Source organism: Brachybacterium tyrofermentans (assembly GCF_039526165.1).
GTDB classification, from domain to species: domain Bacteria; phylum Actinomycetota; class Actinomycetes; order Actinomycetales; family Dermabacteraceae; genus Brachybacterium; species Brachybacterium tyrofermentans.
The window spans coordinates 290,889-312,476 of record NZ_BAAAIR010000038.1; the positions used below are offsets into that span (position 1 = coordinate 290,889).

The window sequence follows — 21,588 nt, forward strand, 5'->3', positions numbered from 1 at the left end:
ATGGACCCCACCCTAAGCATCCGGATCCGGCATCGCGCGCGGCAGCACCCAGTACGAACTCCGGGCACGGCAGCGCTACGCAGTCGCTCCTGGCACACCGTTAGTCGCCCTTTGGTCGTCCTGGATCACCCCGGGCCACCTCAGGTCGTCCCAGGTCGCCCCGGGTCGCCCCGTGCGGTCCTGGCTCATCCAGTGCGACCTTACGAACCCGATGCCACCCTCATGCCAGCGCTAACGTCGCACTCGTCGCGGAAAGCAGCCGACGACAGCGGGCCCGGCTCGGCTGTGCCCGGCAGCGCGCCAGGTCCACCCGGGCACACTGCCCACGTCCCGCAGCAGATGGCACACGGCCCGCGGCACGCGGCGCGCGACGCTCCTCGGCTCACCAGTCGTGCACGGACCCGTCGCGCAGGCGGTTCACCGGCAGGTAGGCGGGCACGTACTCGTGGGCGGCCGCCGCCTCCTCGTCGAGCTCGACGCCGAGGCCCGGGGTCTCCCCCGGGTGCAGCAGACCGTTCTCGAAGCGGTAGCTGGTGCGGAACACCGACAGGGTGGTCTCGGAGTGCGGCATGTACTCCTGGATGCCGAAGTTGTGGATCGCGAGGCCCAGGTGGAGGTTCGCGGCCATGCCCACCGGGGAGACGTCCGTGGGCCCGTGGAATCCGGAGCGGATCCCGTAGACCGCGGCGAAGGCCATGATCTGGCGCAGGCCGGTGATGCCGCCGGCGTGGGTGGCTGAGGAGCGCACGTAGTCGATCAGGCGCTCGGTGATGAGGGTCTGGTAGTCGTAGACCGAGTTGAAGACCTCGCCGATGGCCAGCGGCGTCACCGAATGCTGGCGCACCAGGCGCAGCACGGCCTGGTCCTCGCCGGGTGTGCAGTCCTCGAGCCAGAACGGGTCGTAGGGCTCGAGCGACTTCGCGAGCTTCGCGGCCTCGATCGGGCTCATGCGGTGGTGGCCGTCGTGCAGGAGGCGCAGCTCGGGGCCGAACTCCTCGCGCACGCCCGCGAACACGGTGGGCAGGTGGCGGAGGTAGGCGCGGGTGTCCCAGGTCTCCTCCGTCGGCCGCATCGCCGCGCCGGCATCAGCCCGGCCTGCGGGCTCGTACTCGTACTTCCCGCCGGGATCGGAGTCGTGCACCCCGTAGATCTGGTCCAGCCCGGGCACCCCCGCCTGGATCCGCACCGCGCCAAAGCCCTGCTCGACGTAGCCGTGGATGGCCTCGTTGAGCTTCTCGATCGTGGTGCCGGAGGCGTGCGCATAGGTGAGCAGGCCGGTGCGGGAGGCGCCGCCGAGCAGCTTGTACAGCGGCTCGCCGGCCTTCTTCGCGGCGATGTCCCACAGCGCCATGTCGATCGCGGCGACGGCGGCCATCGTGACCGGACCGCGGCGCCAGTAGGGGCTGCGGTAGAGGTACTGCCAGGTCTGCTCGATGGCCGATTCGTCGCGGCCGATCAGGGTGGGTGCGACGTGATCGCGCAGGTAGGAGACGACGGCGAGCTCGCGGCCGTTGAGCGTGCCGTCGCCGAGGCCCACGATGCCGTCGCTCGTGGTGACCTTCACGGTCACGAAGTTGCGGCCGGGGCTGGTGACGTTGACGTCGATGCGTTCGATGCTCATCGGGTGCTCTCCTGGGTGGCGTGGTGGGTATCAGTGTGGTCGATGGACGACGAGGTGGGGGCCGCGCGAGCGGGCGCCCTCACATGGCGGGGTTGGGGTCGGTGAGGTCGCGTCCGGCGACCTCCTTCATCCAGATCGCGGCGAACAGGGCACAGCCGCTGAAGAACATGATGATCACGGCGACGGGGATCCAGGAGCCGGTGGCGCTGACGATCGCGGCGGCGATCACGGGGGTCGCGCCGGTGGCGACGATGGCCGCGACCTCGCGCACCACGCCGGTGGCCTGGTAGCGGTTCTTCGCACCGAAGATCTCGGGAAGGGTCAGGTTCTCCATGGACGCCAGGGACATCACGCCGAGGTTGTGGAGGACCACGTATCCCACGATGACCTGCCCGGTCTGCCCGGAGACGATCAGGAGCACGCACGGCAGGGCCGCGACCAGGCCCGCGGCGCTCATGATCGTGTACATCGTCTTGCGCCCGTACTTGTCTCCGAGCAGGCCGACCACGGGGACGGTCACGAAGGCGACCAGCGAGGAGATGATGACGACCTCGGTGGAGAGCTGTTTGTCCAGCAGCAGGAACACCGTCATGAAGGTGATCAGGTAGGTCTGGATCATGCCGGAGTTGCCGGCCTGGCCGAAGCGCAGCAGGAAAGCGACCGCGACGGACTTGACCGTCAGCGACGGGGCCTGCTTGAACTCCGCGGCCTCGGAGGGCGCCTCGCCGGCGGCGATCTCCTCGTGGCCCACGGCCTCGCCGTCGACCACGTCATCGCGGGCCTCGAAGACGGGGCTCTCCTTGAGGTTCAGGCGCACCCACACGGCGAACACCATCACCAGGGCGCTGGCGATGAAGGGGATCCGCCAGGCCCAGTCGAGCAGCTGCTGCTCGGTGACGACCACCAGCAGCACCGCCCAGATCGCGGAGGCGAACAGGGTTCCGCAGTTGGTGCCGAGCGCGACCAGGGAGGCGACGAGCCCGCGGCGCTTGACCGGGGCGTATTCGGAGAGCATCACGCCGGCGCCGGAGATCTCCGCGCCCGCGCCGAAGCCCTGCAGCAGGCGCAGCAGCACCAGCAGCGCCGGGGCCAGGAGCCCGACCTGGCTGTAGGTGGGCAGCACGCCGATCAGGGTGGTCGCCGTGCCCATGAGCACGATCGTGTAGAAGAGGACCTTCTTGCGGCCGATGCGGTCGCCCATGCGCCCGAAGTACCAGGCGCCGACGGGGCGGGCGACGTAGCCGACGCCGTAGGTGGCCATCGCGCCGATCACGGCCATGCCCGGATCCGAGGAGGCGAAGAAGACCTGGCTGAACACCAGGGCCGCGGCCAGGGAGTACAGCTGGAAGTCCATGAACTCCAGGGCCGTGCCGAGCCAGCCGGAGACGGCGGCGCGCACGAGGTCGCCCACCGAGCGGACGGGCTGGGCGGGGCTCGCCGTCGGATCGCCGGGCGTGCTGGCACGACCCTCCGAGGCGGTGGTGGGGGTGCTGCTCATCGTGCTCCTTCGCGCGGCCCGCACGCGGCGGGCGAGCTGATCCCGACGGGCTGACAGAGCGCGCCGGATCACGTATCGTTTCGGTATGCAAAACATCCGTTTCAAGATGCGCGATAAGCATAGGGCTCTGGTCCAGGGTCGGCAACGCCGTCCCAGCACGGCCCGGCGAGGGGAGAATGGGGCTCATGACGTCGACCTCTGACCCCACCGCCTCCCCCGTCGGCAGCGTGGACAAGGCGCTGATCCTGCTCGAGATCCTCGCCGGCGCCGGCCCGGACGGCATGACCCTGCGGGCCATCGCTTTGCAGAGCGGCCTGAACAAGGCCTCCGTGCACCGGCTGCTGCGCGCCCTGATCCACCGGGACTTCGCCGAGCAGGCGGATGCGGACCAGAGCTACCGCCTGGGCAGCGCGGTGCCGCTGCTGGCCGCGCACTTCGAGCGCGGGGAGAACCTGCCGACGCTCTTCGCGCCGGCGCTCGCGGCGATCTCCCATCACACCCAGGAGCTCGTGCACCTGGGGCGGCTCGACGGTGCCAACGTGCTCTATCTGGACAAGGTCGAGCCCGAGCGCACCGTCCGCGTCTGGTCCAGCATCGGCAAGCGCGCCCCGGCGGCCCGCACCGCCATGGGTCGGGCAGTGCTCGCGGCCGACGGGGTCCACGGGATCGCCCTGGAGGCGTACGCCCAGGCCACCGCGGTGGACACCGGGGAGCCGGGACAGCTCGTCGACATCGCACGGCTCTCCGACATCATCGAGGAGACCGGGCAGCGCGGCTGGTCCACCGAGGTCGAGGAGAACGAGCAGGGCATCGCCTGCGTGGGCGTCGCCCTCGTGCGACCCGGCAGCCGGTCCCTGGCGGTCAGCGTCACCGGCCCGATCGAACGGATGGGCGCGCGCCGCCGCACGGAGGTCGCGGAGCTGCTGCGCTCCGAGCTCTCACGCCTGGCCCCCGCCGGCTTCGACGTCGCCCCGCCGGCCTGAGAATCGCTCGAGCACCGCCCCGCCGACGGTGCCGATCACGAGCACCACCACGATCACGACCAGCTGCGTGACGATCGGGACCCCGCCCGCCTCGAGCTCGATGCGTCCGCGCAGCAGATGCAGGGTCACCGAGATGCCGATCATCACCGCGGCCACGGCCCCGGCAGCGGCGATGCCGATCTGCAGGGCCCGCACCCGCCCGGCCGCGGCGACCAGGGCACCGACCACCACCACGATCACGACGGCCTCGATCACGATTCCGGCGCCCACCACGATCACCGACTGCGACAGCCCGAACAGTGCCGGGAGGGCCTGACTGGGCTCCCCCAGCCCGATCACGGCACAGGCCAGGATGCCGATGAGCGCGGTCACCCAGGACCCGTCGGAGCGGATCACGATGACGACGCTCGCGACGACCGCGAGGGACAGGCCCAGCAGATGCCCGAGCGAGGACACCACCAGGGCCGTTCCGTGCAGGTGGAGGAAGTGTCCCGCGATGGCGGCGATGACGCCGAACAGGATCCCGAGACCCAGGGCGAGCCCCGCCCCGTTCCACAGCCGGCGCGGGGCGGCGATGGCGGCCGCGGCGAGGGGGAAGGCGATCGGCAGGGCCAGCATCACGGCGGTCAGAGCGACCGCGAGAAGCTCGAGGGGATCCAGATCGAGGGACATGCCCACATCGTCCCCCCGTTCCGGGCCCTGCGGGGGCGGAGTACGCGAAACCGTGACCTGCGGGAGCCCTGCGCGAGCCCGACGAGCCCCGGCGCCGCACCATCTGCTGGCGCCCCACGACCTCCCGGCACCACGCAGGCGGGGCCTGCCGTCAGGCCCCGTCGGCCGCAGCCCTCCTGGTGTGGGACTCTGATCCCGCGTTCCACCCACCTGCCCGTTCACGGCCCGCCCACGTCCCACCCCGAGGAGACCCGCTGTGTTCGACATGGAGATGTTCACCAACCTGAGGTACGGGGTGCCCATCGTGCTGGGCATCGCTCTGCTCGGGGTCGCCATCACGGTGCTCAGCTCCCTGATCCGGGGGATGGTGGGCGCGATCGCGCTGGTGCGCTCCTACCGCCTGGTGAGCAGGACGGGCCTCGCCGCCCAGGGCACTGTGGTCAGGAGCACCGAGCACCGCACCCGCCTCCCGGGCGGCTTCGAGCGCCGCATGGTCGAGACGATCGCCTTCACCACGCAGTCCGGGGAGGCGGTGCAGGGCGAGGCGGGCACCTCCGACATCGGCATGGAGGACCGCACCGGGCAGGCGGTCGAGGTGCGGTACGACGAGCAGGACCCGACGCGCTTCGTCGCGCCGTCCGACATCGCCGACGCCGTCGACATGCTCGGGGGCCCGCGCGCCAAGGAGGTCGGCAAGCAGCTCGCCGTCGGCGGCATCGGGCTGCTGGCCGTGGTGTGGGCCGCGCGCGTGCTGCTGGGCTGGTTCTAGGGACGCATCCAGGGCCTGCCCCGAAACTCTCTCCAGCCCCTCGACACTCATCTGCATGCACGCTCCTGCAGGACGAAGCGGTTAAGTCTTTGGCAAAAAAGGTGGCCGCAGGTGTGCGCGACCGCGAAATCTCTGTAGGCTGAGTCACAGCCATCACGCGGCTGTAAGTCCTGCGGGCACGTCGCTCCCCCAACCCTGGATCGTGAGGATTCGTGTCCGCACCGCTGCGCATTGCTGCCCTGTCCGCTTGGCATGTCCATGCTGAGGAATACGCCCGAGAAGCCCAGAACCACCCCGAGACCGAGCTCGTCGCGGTCTGGGACGACGACGCCGAACGCGGCAAGGCCCTCGCCGAGACCGTGGGCGTCGAGTTCGTCGGCGATCTCGACGAGCTGCTGGCCCGCGAGGATCTCGACGGCGTCACCATCACCACCGCCACCACCGTGCACCGCGAGGTGATCGGGAAGGTCATCGCCGCCGGCAAGCATGTCTTCACCGAGAAGCTGCTGGCTCCCACCCTGGCCGAGTGCGACGAGCTGCTCGAGGCCGCTCGCGCGGCCGGCGTGCAGGTCACCGTGTCCCTGCCGCGCCTCGCCCACGGGTACACCGTGGCCCTGCGCGAGGTGCTCGACGGCGGCTCGCTGGGCCGCCTGAGCTATTCCCGCGTGCGCCTGGCGCACAACGGCTCGACGGCCGACTGGCTGCCTCCGCGCTTCTACGACCCGGCCGAGGCCATCGGCGGGGCGTTCAGCGACCTCGCGGCCCACCCGTCGTACCTGACCCAGCTGATCCTGGGCACCGACGTGACCGTCGCCTCGGCCACCTACACCGATATGACCGGTCGTGGCGTCGAGGACAACGCGGTGGTCACCGTGACCAGCCCCGACGGCGCCATCGGCGTGGTCGAGACCGGCTTCGTGACGCCGTTCAGCCCCTTCTCCATCGAGGTCCAGGGCACCACCGGGACCCTCACCTACGGGCTCGGGGCCGACGGCGCCATGGTCCTGGACACCGGGGACGGGCCCACGGTCATCGAGGTCCCCGAGGACATCCCGAACCCCTTCGCCCAGTGGGTCCAGGCGATCCGCACCGGCGAGGAGACCACCGAGAACCTCGATCGCGCTCGGGCTCTGACCGAGCTGGTCGTCGCGGCCAACGCCGCCGCGGCCGCCTGAGACCGGTCGGGCGAGCTCGTCCAGCGTGTCCACGGCCCCGCGTCGCCCGGCACTTCCCACGTGCCAGACGACGCGGCCCCAGAACCACAGCAGCACCAGCATCACCCCGCAGCACCCATCACCCTCTTGAGGAGAACCCCATGACCAGCACCGTCCAGTCCCCCGTCCGCATCGGCCTCATCGGCGGCGGCGGCATCGCCAACGCCCACCTGAAGGGCTACGCCCAGATCCCCGACCGCGTGAAGATCACGGCGATCGCGGACGCCAGCGAGGAAGCTCTCGCCAAGCGCGTCGAGGAGACCGGCGCGACCGGGTACAGCGACTTCACCGAGATGGTGAAGGACCCCAACATCGACGCCGTCGACATCTGCCTCCCCCACCACCTCCACACCCCCGCGATCATCGCGGCGGCCGAGGCCGGCAAGCACATCCTGTGCGAGAAGCCGCTGTGCCTCACCCCGGAGGAGGCCACCACGGTCAGCCAGGTCATCGAGAAGACCGGTGTGACCCTCATGTGCGCCCACAACCAGCTGTTCATGCCGGCCGTGGCCAAGGCCAAGGAGGTCATCGACTCCGGTGCCCTCGGCCAGGTCTACGAGGTGCGCACCACCGACTCCTTCTTCAACGACTTCGACCCGGAGTCGATGGGCTGGCGCGGGCACGCGGCCACCTCCGGCGGCGGCGAGCTCATCGACACCGGCTACCACCCCACCTACCTGATGCTGCACCTGGCCGGGGCCACCCCGGTCAGCGCCTTCGCGATGCTCTCCACCCACCGCCTGAAGTTCATGGAGGGCGAGGACTCCGCCCAGGTGCTGGTGCGCTTCGACAACGGCGCCGTGGGCCAGCTCGTGACCTCCTGGGCCTACGCCGCCGCGCCCGGCACCGATCGCTTCTCCGCCGTGGGCGAGAAGGGTTCGCTGAGCTCGGACGGCTCGACCCTGCGCGTGCAGCTGCGCGGCGAGGAGGCCCAGGTCTTCGAGCACGAGGACGTCGACACCTTCGCGGCGGAGATCTCCCACTTCGTGGACGTGCTCACCACCGGCAAGCGCCCGATCAACAACCAGGTCGAGGGCGTCAGCGTGCTCGGCGTGATCCTCGCGGCCTACGAGTCCTCCAAGACCGGCCAGGTCGCGGACGTCATCAGCCTCTGACCCGACGGGCGGGCCCGGCAGGACCACCGGGCCCGCTAGCCCGACGGGCCCGCACCCCGGTAATGCGGCTCCAGGACCGATGTTTCGCGCATCATCGGTCTTGGAGCCGCATTTCTGACTCTCCTGCGCCCCGCGCGTCCGCACCCGGCTCGTCCGTGCACGGTTCGCCTGCACGCCGTTTGTCCGCACACCGTTCCCCTGCCACCCCTCTCCTGGCACCGACCGATAGAGAGGCACCCGCCTCGTGAGCACCCCCGAAGGCCCCGCCATGTCAGGTCCTGCGTCCACGAGCCCGACGGGCGTCCCGTACAGCACGCTGATCTGGCTCGCCGTGGCCACCTTCACCACCGGCATCGACGGCTACGTCCTTGCCGGCCTGCTGCCGGACGTCGCCGCCGACCTCGATGTCACCCCGGCCCTCACCGGGCAGCTCGTCTCCGTCTTCGCGCTGACCTCCGCGGTGGCCGGGCCGATCCTCGGGGCCACCACCAGCGGCTGGGAGCAGCGCCGCGTGATCATGGCGGCCCTGTCGACCTTCATCGTCGGCAACCTGCTCAACGCGATCGCCCCCACGTACTCGCTCGCCCTCGGCGGACGCGTCATCGCTGCGCTCGGCGGGTGCCTGCTGGGCGCCGCCGTGACCGGGTACGTCGTGCACCTGGTGGCGGAGCGGCATCGGGGCCGGGCGCTGTCCTTCGTGCTCGGCGGCTGGATGACCGCCACCGCGCTCGGGGTGCCCGTGGGCCTGATCCTCGGGCAGACGAGCTGGCGATTCCCGCTGATCCTGGTCTCCGCGGTCGGGGTCATCGCCCTGATCGGGATCGGGCTGCGCCTGCCCCCGCTGCGCTACCCCTCCTCGACGCTGGCGGCCCGGCTGAAGCCCCTGGCCCAGCCTCGCCTCGTGGCCGGGCTGCTGGTCTCCACGGGGGTGCTGTGCGCGAGCTATACCTGCTTCACCTATGCGGTGCTGATCCTGGAGCCGACGCACCCGGCCGGCTGGATGATGATCGTGATCATGTGCGCGTACGGCGTGGCCAGCATGGTCGGCAACGCGATCACGGGCCGGCTCGTGGACCGCTTCTCCCCGGTGCGGGTGCTCACCGTCATCCTCTGCGGACTGCTCGTGAACGCCCTGTTCGGAGCCCTCGCCTTCGAGCTCGCGGCGCCGGTCGCCTTCGCGGTGCTCAGCCTGGTCTGGTTCGTGCTCGCCGGCATCGGCAACGGCGGCCACGCCGTGCCCCAGCAGGCCCGCCTGGCGGCGATGGCCCCGGGAACCGTCGCCGTGGTCATGGCCCTGAACGCCAGCGCCGTCTCGCTCGGCGGCGCGCTGGGCGGGGGCGTGGGCGGGATCGCGCTGACGACGGGTCTCGTGCCCGGGCATCTGCCGCTCGTCGCGGCCGCCGTTCTCGCCATCACACTGCCGCTGCACCTGCTGGTGGCCCGGTGGTCACGCGCAGGGTCAGCGGCAGCGATCGACCCATCTCCCGCGGGCTGAGCCGCCGCACCTTCCCTGCAGCTCTCAGCCCCTCACCCTCACCCCTCACCCCTCAGTCGCGGTGCGCCCAGAGGTCCCGCAGCAGCGCGATCTCGGCGAGGTGGTGGATGAGCTCGCGATTGATGTGGGCGACGAGGGTGGCGCGGGAGTACTCGGCCCACGGCCCTTCCGCCTCCCCCACAGCGACCTGGAGGTCCTCCGTGCTCCAGGAGCGGACGCCCGTGATCCAGCGGTCGTACCCGGCGTCGAACTGGGCCAGCGCCTCCTGGGCTGTCGCCGCGTACTCCCAGGTCATGTAGTCCGCCGGCGGCCCGTCGAAGTGGGCGTTGGTGCGTGCTCCGAGCACACCGACGATGATGTGCCCGAGGCGCCACGCGATCGTGGTCAGCGGTGTGGGTTCGGGCTCGGGGAACTCGAAGTCGATGACCATGTCCCCGCTGCCGCCCTGGATGGACGTGGGCGGCGCCAGGCCCTCGGGTGTGCGCGGGTGAACGGTCCAGGCGGTCCCGTCGGCCGTGGCGTCAAAGAAGTACTCCTCGTCGCTCAGCCCTTCGATCCGTGGCCGCAGGAACTCGCGGACATGGAACTCGATCTGATCGATCAGGACGGTGGGCAGGTCCCCGTCTTTTCCCGGGACCGGGTCGCCGCTCTCGGTGGGTGCGTCGCTGCTGGTCATCGTGCTCTCCTCCTGGGCATCAGTCGTCGGCCGTCAGTCGTCGGCCATCGATCCTCGGCGGTCGCGATCCCGTCCCTCGGGTCCGGGCTCACCAGCCCTCGGGCGGCCAGGTCTGCCCGGCGGCGAGGGCGTTGAGCTCGTAAGTGGTCCTGCCGTCGATGCTCTCGCGGAGGATGTCCGCGTGGCCGGCGTGGCGGGCATTCTCCTCGACCAGGTGCAGGGCGTACCACCGCATGCTCCAGCTCGTGCGGCCCTCGAACCAGGGCTGGTCGGGCATCGGGCCCCGGGTCTCGGGATCGGTGCCGCGGATGGCGTCCGCGAGGTCCTGGCCCGCCGCCTGGAGCAGCTCGGTCAGCGACTCCGCGGTGTCCTCCTCACGGGCGGCCTCCGGGGCGAGGCCGCCTTCGGCCTGGTACCGCTCCGGCGCGCGGTCGGGGGCCGATCCTGCCTCGGGGGCCGCGGCGATGGTCCGCGCCGCGGTCTCCGCCATGAGGAGGACGTGCCGGGACAGCGCACCGAGGCTCATCCCCGAGGCGCTCGGGACCTGGCGGAGCTGCTCGGGGCTCAGGCCATGGAGGGTGGTGGCGACCTGCTCGACCTGCTGCTGGGCGAAGGTCGCGAGGTTGTCGAGCTCGTCGGTCGTCTCTGCGGTGAGAAACGGCATGGGTCTGTTCTCCTTCGGTGCGGGCTGCGGGTGTCCGCGATGCCCTCCTGTGCGGTCGAGAACCACCTTCCTCCCCGAAGCGGACAGCTTCTGTCCGCAAAGACGGGCAGACTCGTCCCATGAGCAACGTGACCACCAGAGCCCTGCGACTGCTCGCCCTGCTGCAGTCCCGCACCGTGTGGACCGGCCCGGAGCTGGCCGGCGAGCTCGACGTGACCGAGCGAACCGTGCGCCGGGACGTGGACCGGCTGCGCTCGATGGGCTACCCGGTGCTCACCTCGGCCGGGCACGGCGGCGGCTATCAGCTCGGCGCCGGGCGGGAGCTGCCGCCGCTGCTGCTGGGCTCCCAGGAGGCGGTGGCGGTCGCCGTGGGACTGCGGCTCGCCGCCGCCTCGGGCCTCGAGGGGCTGGACGCCGAGGCGCTGCGGGCGCTCGCAGCCCTGGACCGCATCCTGCCGCCGACGGTCCGCTCGGAGGTCTCCGCCGTCACCGACGCCCTGGGCGTGGTGGCCCGGCCCGTCCCCGCCGCGAGCGCCGCCGTGCTGATCGCCCTGGCCACCGCGGTGCGGGACGGGCTGCGGGTGCGCCTGGACTACGAGAAGGGGAACGGCGAGCGCGGGGAGCGCCGCATCGAGCCGCGGCGAGTGCTCTCGGTCGACGGGCGCTGGTACCTGTTCGCCTGGGACCTGGACCGCGAGGACTGGCGCACCTTCCGCCTGGACCGCATGCACACCGTGCATCCCAGCACCTTCCCGATCACGCCGCGGCCCACGCCGGACATCGAGGCCACCGTGCGCGAGTCGATCACCGTGGGCGGGTACACGACGGCGGTGGTCGCCCGCATCCGTCGGCCGCTCCACGAGGTCGAGAAGCTCACCCCGGTGCGGGCGGCGACGGTCACGGCCGACGGCGAGCACGCGTGCATCGTGCGCGCCGGATCCGACAGCGGAGATCTGCGCTGGGTGGCCATGCACCTGATCAGCCTGGGCGGACCGATCGAGGTGATCCAGCCGCCCGAGCTGCTCACCGTGCTCCAGGAGATCAGCACCTGGTCGGGCGCCGCCACTCTGGCGGCTGACGCCCGCTGAGCCGCGTTCCTCGGGGCAGAGGCTCGTCTGGACCGGAGCTCAGAGGACGAGCAGTGCCAATGCCGAGACGACGGTGAGCACCAGGATCAGCTTCTCGAAGACCGCCTGCGGGATCCGCCGCGCGATCTTCGCCCCGCAGTACGCGCCGATCAGCACGAGCGGCACCAGCATCAGGTCCATGACCAGGGTCTCGCGCGTGATGAGGCCGAGGCCGGCGGAGAAGGGCAGCTTGATGACGTTGACGATCGCGAAGAACCAGGCGGAGGTGCCCAGGAACGTCAGCACCGGCATCCGCATCGCGTAGAAGTACATCGACATCACCGGGCCGCCGGCGTTGGCGACCATCGTGGTGAAGCCGCCCAGCACCCCGTACCCGGCGCGGCTGAGCGCGACCCCGGCGCCCGACGGGGCGACTGCCGGATCGGTCGCGTCGCCGGCGTCCGCGGCCGCGGACGGATCCGCCGACTTCTTCACGCGAGCCGAGCGCCGCCGCCACACGGTCACCGCGATCAGCACCAGCAGGATCACGCCGATCGTGGTGCGCACGGTGTCCCCGCCCACGGTCGCGAAGAAGATCGTGCCGAGCACGATGCCGATGAGCACGCTGGGGATCAGTCGCACCAGCGTGCGCACGTCGGGCTCGCGCCGATAGACCCATAGCGCGGTCGCGTCGCCGACCATGAGCAGGAGCAGCAGCGCGGCGGTGGATTCCTTCGCCGGCAGGGCGAGCGCGAAGAGGCCGACGGCGATGGTGCCGCCGCCGGGCATGGCGGTCTTGGACAGGCCCACGACGAGCGCACCGATCATCACCAGCACCCAGGTGGCGGCGCCGAGGGTGGGGATCAGGGCAGCGAGGTCGGACACGAGAACTGAAGCTACCAGTGCAGAACATCGCGCCCCGCGCCCGTCCGCGACCCGGGTGCCGACGACCAGATCCAGCGAGCCAGAGGACTGCCGCGTTCTGCCACGGCCGCAAGCGGCCCGAATGGGCGCAGAACAGTGGCATTTGCGTGGCATAGGGGTAGCCATGCGGGGACAAGTCCGAGTATCGTAGAGGGCATAGACCTCAGAACGGAGGCACCCATGGTCCCCACGACATCCTCTGCCGCACCCTCGACCGGTGCTGGTGCGATCCATGACTCGGCCTACCGTCGTGCGATCGCCCTGGACATCCGGGAGCTCACCCGGCGCCTGAACGCCTCGCTGGGTGGAACGCTGGTCTCGGCTCTGGCCGGCTCCTCCGATACGAAGTCCTCCCATAGGTGGGCGAAGGCAACAGGTCCTCAGCCGCGACCGGAGACCATCAAGCGCCTCGTCTTCGCCTACGAACAGTGGCAGAAGGTGGCCGAGGCGGAGGGGGAGCACGTCGCTCGGGTGTGGTTCATCGGAGCGAACCCCTGGCTGGGCTATGACACTCCGGTGAATGCAATCCGCGAAGGTCGCCTCCCGGAGGTGGCGACGGCCGCTGAGGCGCTGGTCGACGACACGTTCAGCGGCTGACGCGCGCTCATGCCCGCACCAGATGAGCGGATCTGTTCGCGGACCGGGCTCGCCCTCGTGGCGAGCCCGGTCTCCGCTCTGCGCATCGCCCGCGAGTCCTACGGCCCTCTCGACCCCGTTGCTCGAGCTTCGAACAGCGGCCCTGAGGCGTGGAGCCGGTACGACACACCCGGGCGGACGATCTACGCGTGCGCTGACCGGGTCACCGCCTATATGGAGCTGCTGGCGCCGTACCGTACCGACGTCAGCAGAGAGCGCCGCGCTCTCCAGCCGATCGCGGACGCCCTCGGGAAGAATCTCGACGAGCTCTGGCGCGACATCGTCGCCGAGTGGGACGAGACCGGGTCGATGAAGGCCAGCTGGCTCCCCCGCACCTTCCGGGAAGGGAGGCGGGTCTATGCCCTCGCATTTCCGGCTGGCTCGTGGATCGACAACACGGCCACCGAGACGATCACCGCCCTCGAGGACTTGCACGAACATCCCTGGCCGACGGCCGACGGCGAACTCGAGGAACCTCTGACGCTCGCTCACCTCACCGGGGACGACCGGACACTGACAACTGCGATCGCCCGCGTGCTTCGTGATGAGGTCACTCTCGACGACGGAACGCGCCCCCTGGGGGTCAGGTTCCTGTCCAAGCACGGACACCCGGCCACGGGCACGGGGCTCTGCTGGGCGTACTGGATGCGCGATGTCGACAGCGGGGTGCCGGAGCCTACAACCATCACGCACCACGCCTCGATCGGGGAGCACGACCCCGATCTCGCAGCAGTACAGGCCTACTGCAGGATCAGGGCTCGCTGAGCTCGCCGATCGGGACGAGGCAGGGCCTCCATGCATCGCCGCAGGGCACCAGGACCTGTGCCCTGCTCCTCGGCATCCGGGACGGCAGGTGCCTCAGGCGATCCAGCCGAAGTGGGCGACGCCGGAGCCGTCGGCGCCGGCACGAGCGGAGCTGATCACGATGGCCATGGCGGCGGAGCCGGGGTCGATGACGCCCTTCGAGGCGTCGCCGACGTAGCTCGCACGGCCACGGCGGGCGGTGGTCTGCGCGGTGGCGGTGGCCCCCGCGACAGCGGCATCCTCCGCCGCGAACAGGGCCTCGACGGCGCTGGTCTCCGCATCTGCCTCGAGGGCCGCGCGCAGGGCGGTGATGGCCGGGTCGAGGGAGTCGATCATCGTCTTGTCGCCCACCTTTGCCTCGCCGTAGCGCTGCACGGTGGCCTGGCCGGCGGCGAGCGCGTCCGCGAACTGGGTGACGGTGGGAACGTCGGCGCCGGACTCCTCCCCTGCCTTCGCGAGGTCGCGGAAGAACATGCCGAAGAGGGGGCCGCTGGTGCCGCCCACGCCGAGCCACCCCATGTACAGCGCGGTCAGGTACTCGCGGTAGCTGCTGGGCTCGTCGGTCTCGAGGTTCGCATCGAGGTGCTTCATCGCGGTGCGCACGTTGGTGCCGAAGTCGCCGTCGCCGGCGCGGCGGTCGAGGTCGCCGAGGTCGTCCGCGGCGCCCTCGAGGGCTTCGCGCAGGGTGAGGACGAAGGCGCGGCCGAACCCGGCGGGGAGGGTCCTGCTGGGGGTCTGTTCAGTCATGGGTGTGTTCCTTACCAGGTCAGGGCGGGGGTGCGGACGGGGGCGTCCCAGAGGCGGCGCAGCTCGTCGTCCAGGGGCATCAGGGTGATCGAGACCCCGTGCATGTCCAGGCTGGTCACATAGGAGCCGACGAGCCAGCGGCTGATCTCGACGCCCGCGTCGCCGAGGCGGTGGTGCAGGGCGCGGGCGACGAGCTGCAGCTCGAGGGGGTAGGTGGAGCCCAGGCCGTTGACGATCGCGACGACCTCGTCGCCGCGGCTCAGGTCGAGCTCGGCCAGCAGCGGCTCGAGCAGGAGGTCGGTGAGCCCGTTCGCGTCGGTGAAGGAGGCGCGCTTCGCGGCCCGTTCGCCGTGGATGCCCACGCCGAGCTCGACCTCGTCGTCCCCGAGGTCGAATTGGGGGCGGTCATCGCCCGGGTGGGTGCCGGCTGCGAGCGCCAGGGACATGGTGCGGGCCGACGCCGCGGCGCGACGTCCGATCGCCGCGACCTCCGCGAGGCTCGCGCCCTCCTCCGCGGCCGCTCCGCACACCTTCTCGACGATCACGGTGGCGGCGGTGCCGCGGCGCCCGGGGCCGTCGTCCCCGCTGTCGGTGGCGACGTCATCGTCCACGAGCACGATCTCGGTGTCGATCGCGTCGTCCCCGCTGATCTCCCCGGCGATGCGGAAGTTCAGCACGTCGCCGGTGTAGTTCTTGACGATCTGGACCACGCCGCGGCCCGCGTCGGCCGCCTTCGTGGCCGCCAGGACCTGCAGGGCGGTCGGGCTGGCGAACACGGCGCCGGCGACCGCGACGTCCAGCATCCCGGTGCCGACGAACCCGGCGTGCAGCGGCTCATGGCCGGAGCCGCCGCCGGAGACCAGGCCGACCTTGTCCCGGGCGGGCTCGGCGCGGGTGAGGAAGCGGTGCTCGGTGTCCAGGGTGAGCATCGACGGATGGGTCAGGGCGAGGCCCTCGAGGGCCTCGGGGATCAGGTCATCGGCGTCGTTCACGATGCTGCGGCGCACGGGCGCTCCTTTCGCACAGGGTTGCGCTCAGGCTACGCCGTGCCGGGGGGGGGCGCCCCCGTGACGTGGCCGAGTCCGGACGCGGCCCGCTGGGAGCGGTGATGGTCCAGGTGTCCTATGGTCCTGGCCATGCGTCTTCTCCTCATCCGTCATGGCCAGACCCCGAGCAACGTCCGCGGTGCGCTCGACACCGCTCGCCCCGGCCCGGGGTTGACCGACCTGGGCTGCGAACAGGCCCGGGCGGTGCCGGAGGCGCTGACCGGGGAGGAGATCGCCGGCCTGTACGTCTCCCCGCTGCTGCGCACTCAGCAGACCGCCGCTCCCCTGGCGTCCGCACGCGGGCTCACCGCCGAAGTCACCGAGGGTCTCGAGGAGATCGCGGCCGGGGACCACGAGATGAGCCGCGACCACGAGGCGATCGCCGCCTACCAGGAGAACCTCGTGCGCTGGGCAGAGGGCGACCTCGACCATGCGATCGCCGGCGGCGAGGACGGGCGCACCTTCTTCGGTCGCTACGAGGCCGCGCTGCGCACGATCGCCGCGCAGCATCCCGAGGACGCCACCGTCGCCGTCGTCAGCCACGGCGCCGCGATCCGCATCTACGCCACCGTCGCGGCGGCGCTGGACCTCGAGACGCTGGACGACCAGCCGTTGTACAACACGGGCCTGGTGGTGCTGGCGGGGCATCCCGATCACGGCTGGGAGCTGAGCTCGTGGGTCAACGACCCCGTCGGCGGTGCGCATCTGCGCGGCGACACCCGCCACGACGTCACGGCCGACGACACCACCGATGCGGTTCAGGACGCGGCAGACGACGCATGAGATCGGGCGAGCGGGCGCTCGTCGTGCGCCTCCCGCCGGGCCGTCGTGGTCCGGGTCCGGCCCGCGACACCGCTCCTGCTCACCAGCGCGGGTGGATCGACTCCCGCAGCAGCTCGTCGTAGGTCTCGCGCACGGCCTCGTCGAAGCGGTCGAGGATCTGCTGCTGCTCGTCGGTGGCGACGCTGCCCGCGGCGGCGTTGCGCCGGGCCTGCTCGCCGTTGCTGGCCCCGGGGATCGCGGCGGTCACGCCGTCCTGGGCGAGGATCCAGCGCAGCGACGCCTCCGGCAGCGGCATCTCCCAGCGCAGCGCGTGCTCGAGGCGCGCGACGGCCTCCAGGCCCAGCTCGTACTCGACGCCGGCGAAGGTCTCGCCCTGGTCGAAGGCTTCGCCGTGGCGGTTGAAGCTGCGGTGGTCGTCGGCGGCGAAGGTGGTGTCCGCGGAGAACTTGCCGGTCAGCAGGCCGGAGGCGAGCGGGACGCGGGCGATGATCGCCACGTCCTTCTCCCGGGCCCGGGGCACGACCTGCTCGAGAGGCTTGAGGCGGAACGGGTTCAGGATGATCTGGATCGAGGCGAGGTGCTCGCGCTCGAGGCTGATCAGCGCCTCTTCGCAAGTCTCGACGCTGACGCCCCACGCGGCGATCTTCTTCTCCTCGGCCAGGGTGTCGAGCACGTCGAACACCTGGTCATCGCGGTAGATCGCGGGCGGCGGGCAGTGCAGCTGCACAAGATCAAGGGTGTCGGTGGCGAGGTTCTGCCGCGAGCGCTCCACCCATGCCCGGAGGTTCTCCTCGGTGAAGGACTCCGGGGCGAAGGGATCCGCCCGACGTGACGCCTTGGTGGCCACGAACAGCGGGGCCGACGGGCCCTCGGCACTCGCCGCGCGCTGACGCATCTGGCCCACCAGACGCTCGCTGCGGCCGTCCCCGTAGACGTCGGCGGTGTCGAAGAAGGTCACGCCGGCCTCGCGGGCCGCGTCGAGCACGGCGTTCGCGGACTCGTCGGAGACGTCGCCCCAGTCGGCGCCGATCTGCCAGCAGCCCTGCCCGATCACGGACAGCGGTCGGCCCAGGCGGGAGGGGGTGCGGTACTGCAGGGACATCATCGACCTCAGTTCGTCAGGGCGCCGCTGAGCAGCGACGCCAGGTGCACGTCCCAGTCTTCCAGACGGCGACCGAGCGCGGGAACTGCTCCGCGGCCGGGGGTAGCCTGCAAATATGGATATTGACCAGGCGATCGTGCAGTGCAGCAAGGGCGCCTACTACGAGACCGTGTGGTTCCCGCTCGTATCGTTCACAGCCATCCGCCTCGGCAACCGCCGCTTCCAGAAGTGCCCGGTGCACCAGCGCTGGGAGCTCGCGCGGATGGTGCCCGAGGAGGAGTGGACCGACGAGGTCGTCGCCGAGGCCGCCAAGCACCACGACTCGAACATCGCCTGACACCTGCGGGCCCTGGCCGTCCACCCAGCGCCTATCCGCCGGGGCTTCTAGGATCGATGCATGCAGTCGACGCTCTCTGTGGTTCCACGGACCCATTGGATCAACGGGTGGTTTCTCCGGGTCTTCGCTCGCCCGGCTGCCCTCGTCGATGGGACCGAGCACTCCGGCCGATGGGGGCGGCCGACGGACGTTCACGTCGAGCCCGGACTCCATACAGTCGCCGGCGGTGCCCGCTACCGCGGGACGACCGGACTGCTCGGGCTCGATGAGACGGAGGTCGAGGTGACCTCGGGCCGACGACAGCTCGTCATCGCGAGGAACGGGTTCCTCAACCACCAGCCCTTCACGGTGGATGTCCCTCACCAGGCGTAGCCCTTTAAGTGCTCACGCCAGGGGCGCTGTCCACCGTGTCTCCCCATCGACGACGACGTCGGTCGGGCTCATGCCGAGCCGCTCGGCGACGCGCTGGGACGCCACGTGATCTGGATGGATGTGCGCGATGACCTGCGTGACTCCTCGAGTGCGAAGGCTGTCCGCGAGCAGCTGCACAGCGCGACCCGCGTATCCGCGCCGCTGCCACGGGTGGCCGATCACCCAGGAGATCTCCGCTGTCCGCTGATCCGTCGGAAGAGTCGCCTGGACGAAGCCGACAGCTCGCTGATCGTCCCCGATGACGACGATGTCGTTGAGCCATTCCTCGGCTCCGTCGGCAGATCGTCCCCGCGTCTGGATGGCATACAGCCGCTCGAGGTCAGCTTCGCTGGGCGGCTCCCCGCCCGTGTACCGGTAGAGGTCGGGGTGCGCGAGAACGACCGCCATCTCGGCGGCGTCCGTGACACGCAGGGTGCGAAGTGCGACGGTCTCCGTCATGACAGGTCCTCTCTCCGCAACGGGATGCCGATGGTCGTCGACGCGTCGTCCGGCGCGGCACCCCAGAGCCGCAGCGGATAGTTCCCTGCGACCCCATCGACCACGAAGACCTCGCAGGGCGATCCTGCGGCCCGCTCCCGCGCCCAGGCGATCGCGTCCTCGACAGTGCCGACATCGCAGAGTCGCCAGTCCGCGGTGCTCCACCCGTGGAGCTCGGTGCGCCCGGGGACCCATCTCCGCACCAGATAGCAGCGGACAGGCGTGGGATCGCCCAGGGGATCGAGGTAGGCGGTGACGTCCATGGCGGGGCTTCTCCTCCGGTCGATTCCGACCTGGTCGTTCGATTCCGACCTGGTCGCCTTCGATGTTCAGGCCATCGGTCAGGGGCTCTGGCCGAAGGTCTCTCGACAGGCGTCGACGCCCGTCATCGTGATGTCGTCGCGTCTCGCGGGAAGCCATTTCTCTCGCGTGATGCGCCAACGCTGCATCTGTTCGGGTTGTCCCCTGCGAGTGGCCCAGGTCGTGCCGTTGCGTTCATACCCGAGGGCCTGCGAGACCCGGTTCGACCCGACGTTGTCCAGGAAGGCTTCGCTGCTCGCCTCGGCGGCCTCGAACCCTTCGAAACACAGGTGGAGCGCGGCTTCTCGCATCTCCCGCCCCAAGCCCCTGCCACGGAGTTCGGCGGACAGCCACGAGAACGTGACCGCGGTTCCGTAGGTGTCGAAGCTGGTCCCGATGATGTCCTGCATTCCCGATGGGCGGCCATCGATGAGGACCACCAGGTTGAGCCTCCAGAAGTCAGGGGTGACGCTGCCTCGACCGCGCCAGATCCCCTGCAGCCACTTCTGGACCCGCAGGTCCGGATCGGGCTCGTACAGCGACATCGGGTCGTCGAACGGCGGCGGCTCCGCATCTGCCAGACCCGCCCGGACCACGGGCACCAGCTCCTCGAGCAGGTCATCCGTCGCGCCGCGCAGTTCGAGCCGTGGCGTGCTGACGCTCAGATTCAGCGGAGGGTAGCTGTACATGTGTGGAGCGTATTCGGCGCTCACGCCGGCGGCACCCGGTTTATCGCCTCGCCGGCAACCCACCAACGACCACCCTGGGAGGGAGCGACCGGGAAGAGAATCGAGGCCGTGGGCGTTGCTCGGGCAGGTGCTGCGCCGTCCGGCGCCGCCTCCCGTTGAAAGGTGCTCCATGCCCGTCCCGCTCTCGATCCTCGACCTCGCCACCGCTGCCCGCGATCAGACCATGGCGCAGGCGCTGGAGGGCACGGTCGCCCTCGCCCAGAAAGCGGAGGAGACCGGATACGAGCGGGTCTGGTACGCCGAGCACCACAACATGGCGTCGATCGGGTCCTCCGCCACGTCGGTGCTGCTCGCCCACGTCGCGGCGCACACCAGGACCATCCGGCTCGGAGCGGGCGGCATCATGCTGCCCAACCACGCCCCGCTGGTGATCGCCGAGCAGTTCGGCACCCTCGAGACGCTCCACCCGGGGCGGATCGACCTGGGGCTGGGCCGGGCGCCGGGCACCGACCAGAACACGATGCGCGCACTGCGGCGCAGCGGCGCCAAAGCCGACACCTTCCCCGAGGACGTCATGGAGCTGCAGGCCTACCTGCAAGGACAGTCCCGGATCCCGGGAGTGAACGCCTACCCGGGCAAGGGGACCGACGTCCCGCTGTACATCCTCGGCTCCTCGCTGTTCGGCGCCGGTCTCGCCGCCACCCTTGGCCTCCCGTACGCCTTCGCCTCGCACTTCTCCCCGGGCGCCCTGCATGAGGCCATCGCGCTGTACCGCCGCGAGTTCCAGCCGTCCGAGCAGCTCGAGGCGCCTCACGTGATCGCCGGTTTCAACGTCATCGCCGCGGACGACCAGGCCGACGCCGAGCGTCAGCAGCACGAGATGATGCGCAGCCGGGTGGCGCTGCTGCTCCAGCCGGGCACCGAGTACACCGACGAGCAGGCCGATGAGCTGCTCGCCGCTCCCCAGGCCTCGCACCTGCACCAGATGGCGACCTACAGCGCCGTCGGCACCCCCGGCGTGGTCCGGGACAAGGTCACCGAGTTCGCCGAGCAGACCGGAGCCGACGAGCTGATCATCGCCCACCAGGGACCGCAGGTGGAGCAGCGGTTGCGGTCCGCCGAGCTGCTGGCCGAGGCGTATCTGGGGTGAGGGTCACTGCCTGCCGCGGCTCGTCAGCTCGTCATTCGCCGGGGTTCCACTCCTGGGTGGGGAGGGTGTCCCACAGGGAGGTGTCCGCCGCATCGATCGATCCGTCGGCGAGCGCGCGGGTCGCCTCTTCGTACACCGGCGGCACCCGGTTTGTCGCCTCGCCGGCAGCTCCACCTGCCCCGGCTTGACGCCCTACGACACCTCGCAGGCCCTTCGCATCCGACGGACTGCGCAGATGCTTAGGTCAGTCGGTCGCCGAGTCGACGTCATCCTGAGCGTCATCGCCGACGTGGCCGTGTGCCTCCAGTGCCTTGGCGAAAAGGTGGCATAGACGGGCTCTTCCCGGTTCGTGGTGATGGGGAGCGTCGCGTCGTTGACGTAGAACGG

The 21,588-nt window shown here is 70.7% G+C and carries 24 protein-coding genes; 12 read left to right on the forward strand and 12 right to left on the reverse strand.

Features of this window, described 5'->3' with window-relative positions:
- Positions 1–382: 382 nt before the first annotated feature.
- Together manD and ABD093_RS10880 are read right to left on the reverse strand one after the other, a co-directional pair.
- Entirely contained in the window at positions 383–1,621 is a 1,239-nt protein-coding gene (gene manD, locus ABD093_RS10875; RefSeq protein ID WP_343924417.1) for a D-mannonate dehydratase ManD, read from the reverse strand.
- A 79-nt stretch (positions 1,622–1,700) separates the two neighbouring features.
- Positions 1,701–3,119: an MFS transporter gene (locus ABD093_RS10880; RefSeq protein WP_343924419.1), complete on the reverse strand. Its 1,419-nt coding sequence runs from the start codon at positions 3,117–3,119 to the stop codon at positions 1,701–1,703.
- Between the two features lie 185 nt (positions 3,120–3,304).
- On the opposite strand from ABD093_RS10880, the gene ABD093_RS10885 reads away from it, so the two are divergent.
- Complete coding sequence (locus ABD093_RS10885; protein WP_343924421.1) at positions 3,305–4,102, forward strand: IclR family transcriptional regulator; 798 nt, start codon at positions 3,305–3,307, stop codon at positions 4,100–4,102.
- On the opposite strand, the gene ABD093_RS10890 is transcribed toward ABD093_RS10885, so the two are convergent.
- Positions 4,058–4,774, reverse strand: a complete 717-nt coding sequence (locus ABD093_RS10890; RefSeq protein ID WP_343924423.1) for a hypothetical protein — start codon at positions 4,772–4,774, stop codon at positions 4,058–4,060. The genes ABD093_RS10885 and ABD093_RS10890 overlap by 45 nt on opposite strands.
- 265 nt (positions 4,775–5,039) lie before the next feature.
- On the opposite strand from ABD093_RS10890, the gene ABD093_RS10895 reads away from it, so the two are divergent.
- The 4 genes from ABD093_RS10895 to ABD093_RS10910 all read left to right on the forward strand — a co-directional run bounded on the left by ABD093_RS10895 (position 5,040) and on the right by ABD093_RS10910 (position 9,367).
- Positions 5,040–5,543, forward strand: coding sequence for a DUF3592 domain-containing protein (locus ABD093_RS10895; protein ID WP_343924467.1), 504 nt, complete (start codon positions 5,040–5,042; stop codon positions 5,541–5,543).
- Positions 5,544–5,755: 212 nt separating this feature from the next.
- On the forward strand, positions 5,756–6,718 hold the full coding sequence (locus ABD093_RS10900; protein ID WP_193118666.1) for a Gfo/Idh/MocA family protein: 963 nt from the start codon (positions 5,756–5,758) through the stop codon (positions 6,716–6,718).
- Positions 6,719–6,858: 140 nt separating this feature from the next.
- Positions 6,859–7,872, forward strand: coding sequence for a Gfo/Idh/MocA family protein (locus ABD093_RS10905; protein WP_193118665.1), 1,014 nt, complete (start codon positions 6,859–6,861; stop codon positions 7,870–7,872).
- A 268-nt stretch (positions 7,873–8,140) separates the two neighbouring features.
- Positions 8,141–9,367, forward strand: coding sequence for an MFS transporter (locus ABD093_RS10910; protein ID WP_343924426.1), 1,227 nt, complete (start codon positions 8,141–8,143; stop codon positions 9,365–9,367).
- Between the two features lie 52 nt (positions 9,368–9,419).
- Here the strand turns inward: ABD093_RS10910 and ABD093_RS10915 are convergent, their stop codons facing one another.
- Positions 9,420–10,043: a DinB family protein gene (locus ABD093_RS10915; RefSeq protein ID WP_343924428.1), complete on the reverse strand. Its 624-nt coding sequence runs from the start codon at positions 10,041–10,043 to the stop codon at positions 9,420–9,422.
- An 88-nt stretch (positions 10,044–10,131) separates the two neighbouring features.
- Positions 10,132–10,707, reverse strand: a complete 576-nt coding sequence (locus ABD093_RS10920; RefSeq protein ID WP_193118662.1) for a mycothiol transferase — start codon at positions 10,705–10,707, stop codon at positions 10,132–10,134.
- A gap of 119 nt (positions 10,708–10,826) precedes the next feature.
- On the opposite strand from ABD093_RS10920, the gene ABD093_RS10925 reads away from it, so the two are divergent.
- Positions 10,827–11,795: a helix-turn-helix transcriptional regulator gene (locus tag ABD093_RS10925; protein ID WP_193118661.1), complete on the forward strand. Its 969-nt coding sequence runs from the start codon at positions 10,827–10,829 to the stop codon at positions 11,793–11,795.
- Between the two features lie 39 nt (positions 11,796–11,834).
- Here the strand turns inward: ABD093_RS10925 and ABD093_RS10930 are convergent, their stop codons facing one another.
- A complete protein-coding gene (locus ABD093_RS10930; protein WP_319021651.1) occupies positions 11,835–12,659 on the reverse strand; it encodes a sulfite exporter TauE/SafE family protein in 825 nt (274 codons plus the stop codon).
- Between the two features lie 219 nt (positions 12,660–12,878).
- Here ABD093_RS10930 and ABD093_RS10935 point away from each other — a divergent pair, with 219 nt between their 5' ends.
- Together ABD093_RS10935 and ABD093_RS10940 are read left to right on the forward strand one after the other, a co-directional pair.
- Entirely contained in the window at positions 12,879–13,295 is a 417-nt protein-coding gene (locus ABD093_RS10935) for a hypothetical protein (protein WP_226850691.1), read from the forward strand.
- A 9-nt stretch (positions 13,296–13,304) separates the two neighbouring features.
- Positions 13,305–14,099, forward strand: a complete 795-nt coding sequence (locus tag ABD093_RS10940; RefSeq protein WP_343924432.1) for a hypothetical protein — start codon at positions 13,305–13,307, stop codon at positions 14,097–14,099.
- A gap of 93 nt (positions 14,100–14,192) precedes the next feature.
- Here ABD093_RS10940 and ABD093_RS10945 read toward each other — a convergent pair whose 3' ends face one another.
- Both ABD093_RS10945 and ABD093_RS10950 read right to left on the reverse strand, forming a co-directional pair.
- Positions 14,193–14,885, reverse strand: a complete 693-nt coding sequence (locus ABD093_RS10945) for a DAK2 domain-containing protein (RefSeq protein ID WP_343924434.1) — start codon at positions 14,883–14,885, stop codon at positions 14,193–14,195.
- 11 nt (positions 14,886–14,896) lie between these two features.
- Positions 14,897–15,892, reverse strand: a complete 996-nt coding sequence (locus ABD093_RS10950) for a dihydroxyacetone kinase subunit DhaK (protein WP_343924436.1) — start codon at positions 15,890–15,892, stop codon at positions 14,897–14,899.
- 129 nt (positions 15,893–16,021) lie between these two features.
- Here ABD093_RS10950 and ABD093_RS10955 point away from each other — a divergent pair, with 129 nt between their 5' ends.
- Positions 16,022–16,714 carry a histidine phosphatase family protein gene (locus ABD093_RS10955; protein WP_343924438.1) on the forward strand — a complete coding sequence of 231 codons (693 nt, stop codon included), beginning with the start codon at positions 16,022–16,024 and terminating at the stop codon, positions 16,712–16,714.
- Positions 16,715–16,793: 79 nt separating this feature from the next.
- Here ABD093_RS10955 and ABD093_RS10960 read toward each other — a convergent pair whose 3' ends face one another.
- Complete coding sequence (locus ABD093_RS10960) at positions 16,794–17,810, reverse strand: aldo/keto reductase (RefSeq protein WP_425546252.1); 1,017 nt, start codon at positions 17,808–17,810, stop codon at positions 16,794–16,796.
- A gap of 121 nt (positions 17,811–17,931) precedes the next feature.
- On the opposite strand from ABD093_RS10960, the gene ABD093_RS10965 reads away from it, so the two are divergent.
- Complete coding sequence (locus tag ABD093_RS10965; RefSeq protein ID WP_226850689.1) at positions 17,932–18,153, forward strand: hypothetical protein; 222 nt, start codon at positions 17,932–17,934, stop codon at positions 18,151–18,153.
- A 60-nt stretch (positions 18,154–18,213) separates the two neighbouring features.
- Positions 18,214–18,525 carry a hypothetical protein gene (locus ABD093_RS10970; RefSeq protein ID WP_343924440.1) on the forward strand — a complete coding sequence of 104 codons (312 nt, stop codon included), beginning with the start codon at positions 18,214–18,216 and terminating at the stop codon, positions 18,523–18,525.
- A 12-nt stretch (positions 18,526–18,537) separates the two neighbouring features.
- Here the strand turns inward: ABD093_RS10970 and ABD093_RS10975 are convergent, their stop codons facing one another.
- The 3 genes from ABD093_RS10975 to ABD093_RS10985 form a co-directional block, all read right to left on the reverse strand.
- Positions 18,538–19,023: a GNAT family N-acetyltransferase gene (locus ABD093_RS10975; RefSeq protein WP_343924442.1), complete on the reverse strand. Its 486-nt coding sequence runs from the start codon at positions 19,021–19,023 to the stop codon at positions 18,538–18,540.
- Positions 19,020–19,325: a hypothetical protein gene (locus ABD093_RS10980; protein WP_343924444.1), complete on the reverse strand. Its 306-nt coding sequence runs from the start codon at positions 19,323–19,325 to the stop codon at positions 19,020–19,022. Before ABD093_RS10980 ends, ABD093_RS10975 begins: the two co-directional genes overlap by 4 nt.
- 78 nt (positions 19,326–19,403) lie before the next feature.
- The gene (locus tag ABD093_RS10985; protein WP_343924446.1) at positions 19,404–20,222 is read right to left on the reverse strand and encodes a GNAT family N-acetyltransferase; all 819 of its coding nucleotides are present in this window, start codon (positions 20,220–20,222) and stop codon (positions 19,404–19,406) included.
- On the opposite strand from ABD093_RS10985, the gene ABD093_RS10990 reads away from it, so the two are divergent.
- Positions 20,221–21,201 carry an LLM class flavin-dependent oxidoreductase gene (locus ABD093_RS10990; RefSeq protein WP_343924448.1) on the forward strand — a complete coding sequence of 327 codons (981 nt, stop codon included), beginning with the start codon at positions 20,221–20,223 and terminating at the stop codon, positions 21,199–21,201. The two genes, ABD093_RS10985 and ABD093_RS10990, sit on opposite strands and share 2 nt — an antisense overlap.
- Positions 21,202–21,588 lie beyond the last annotated feature (387 nt).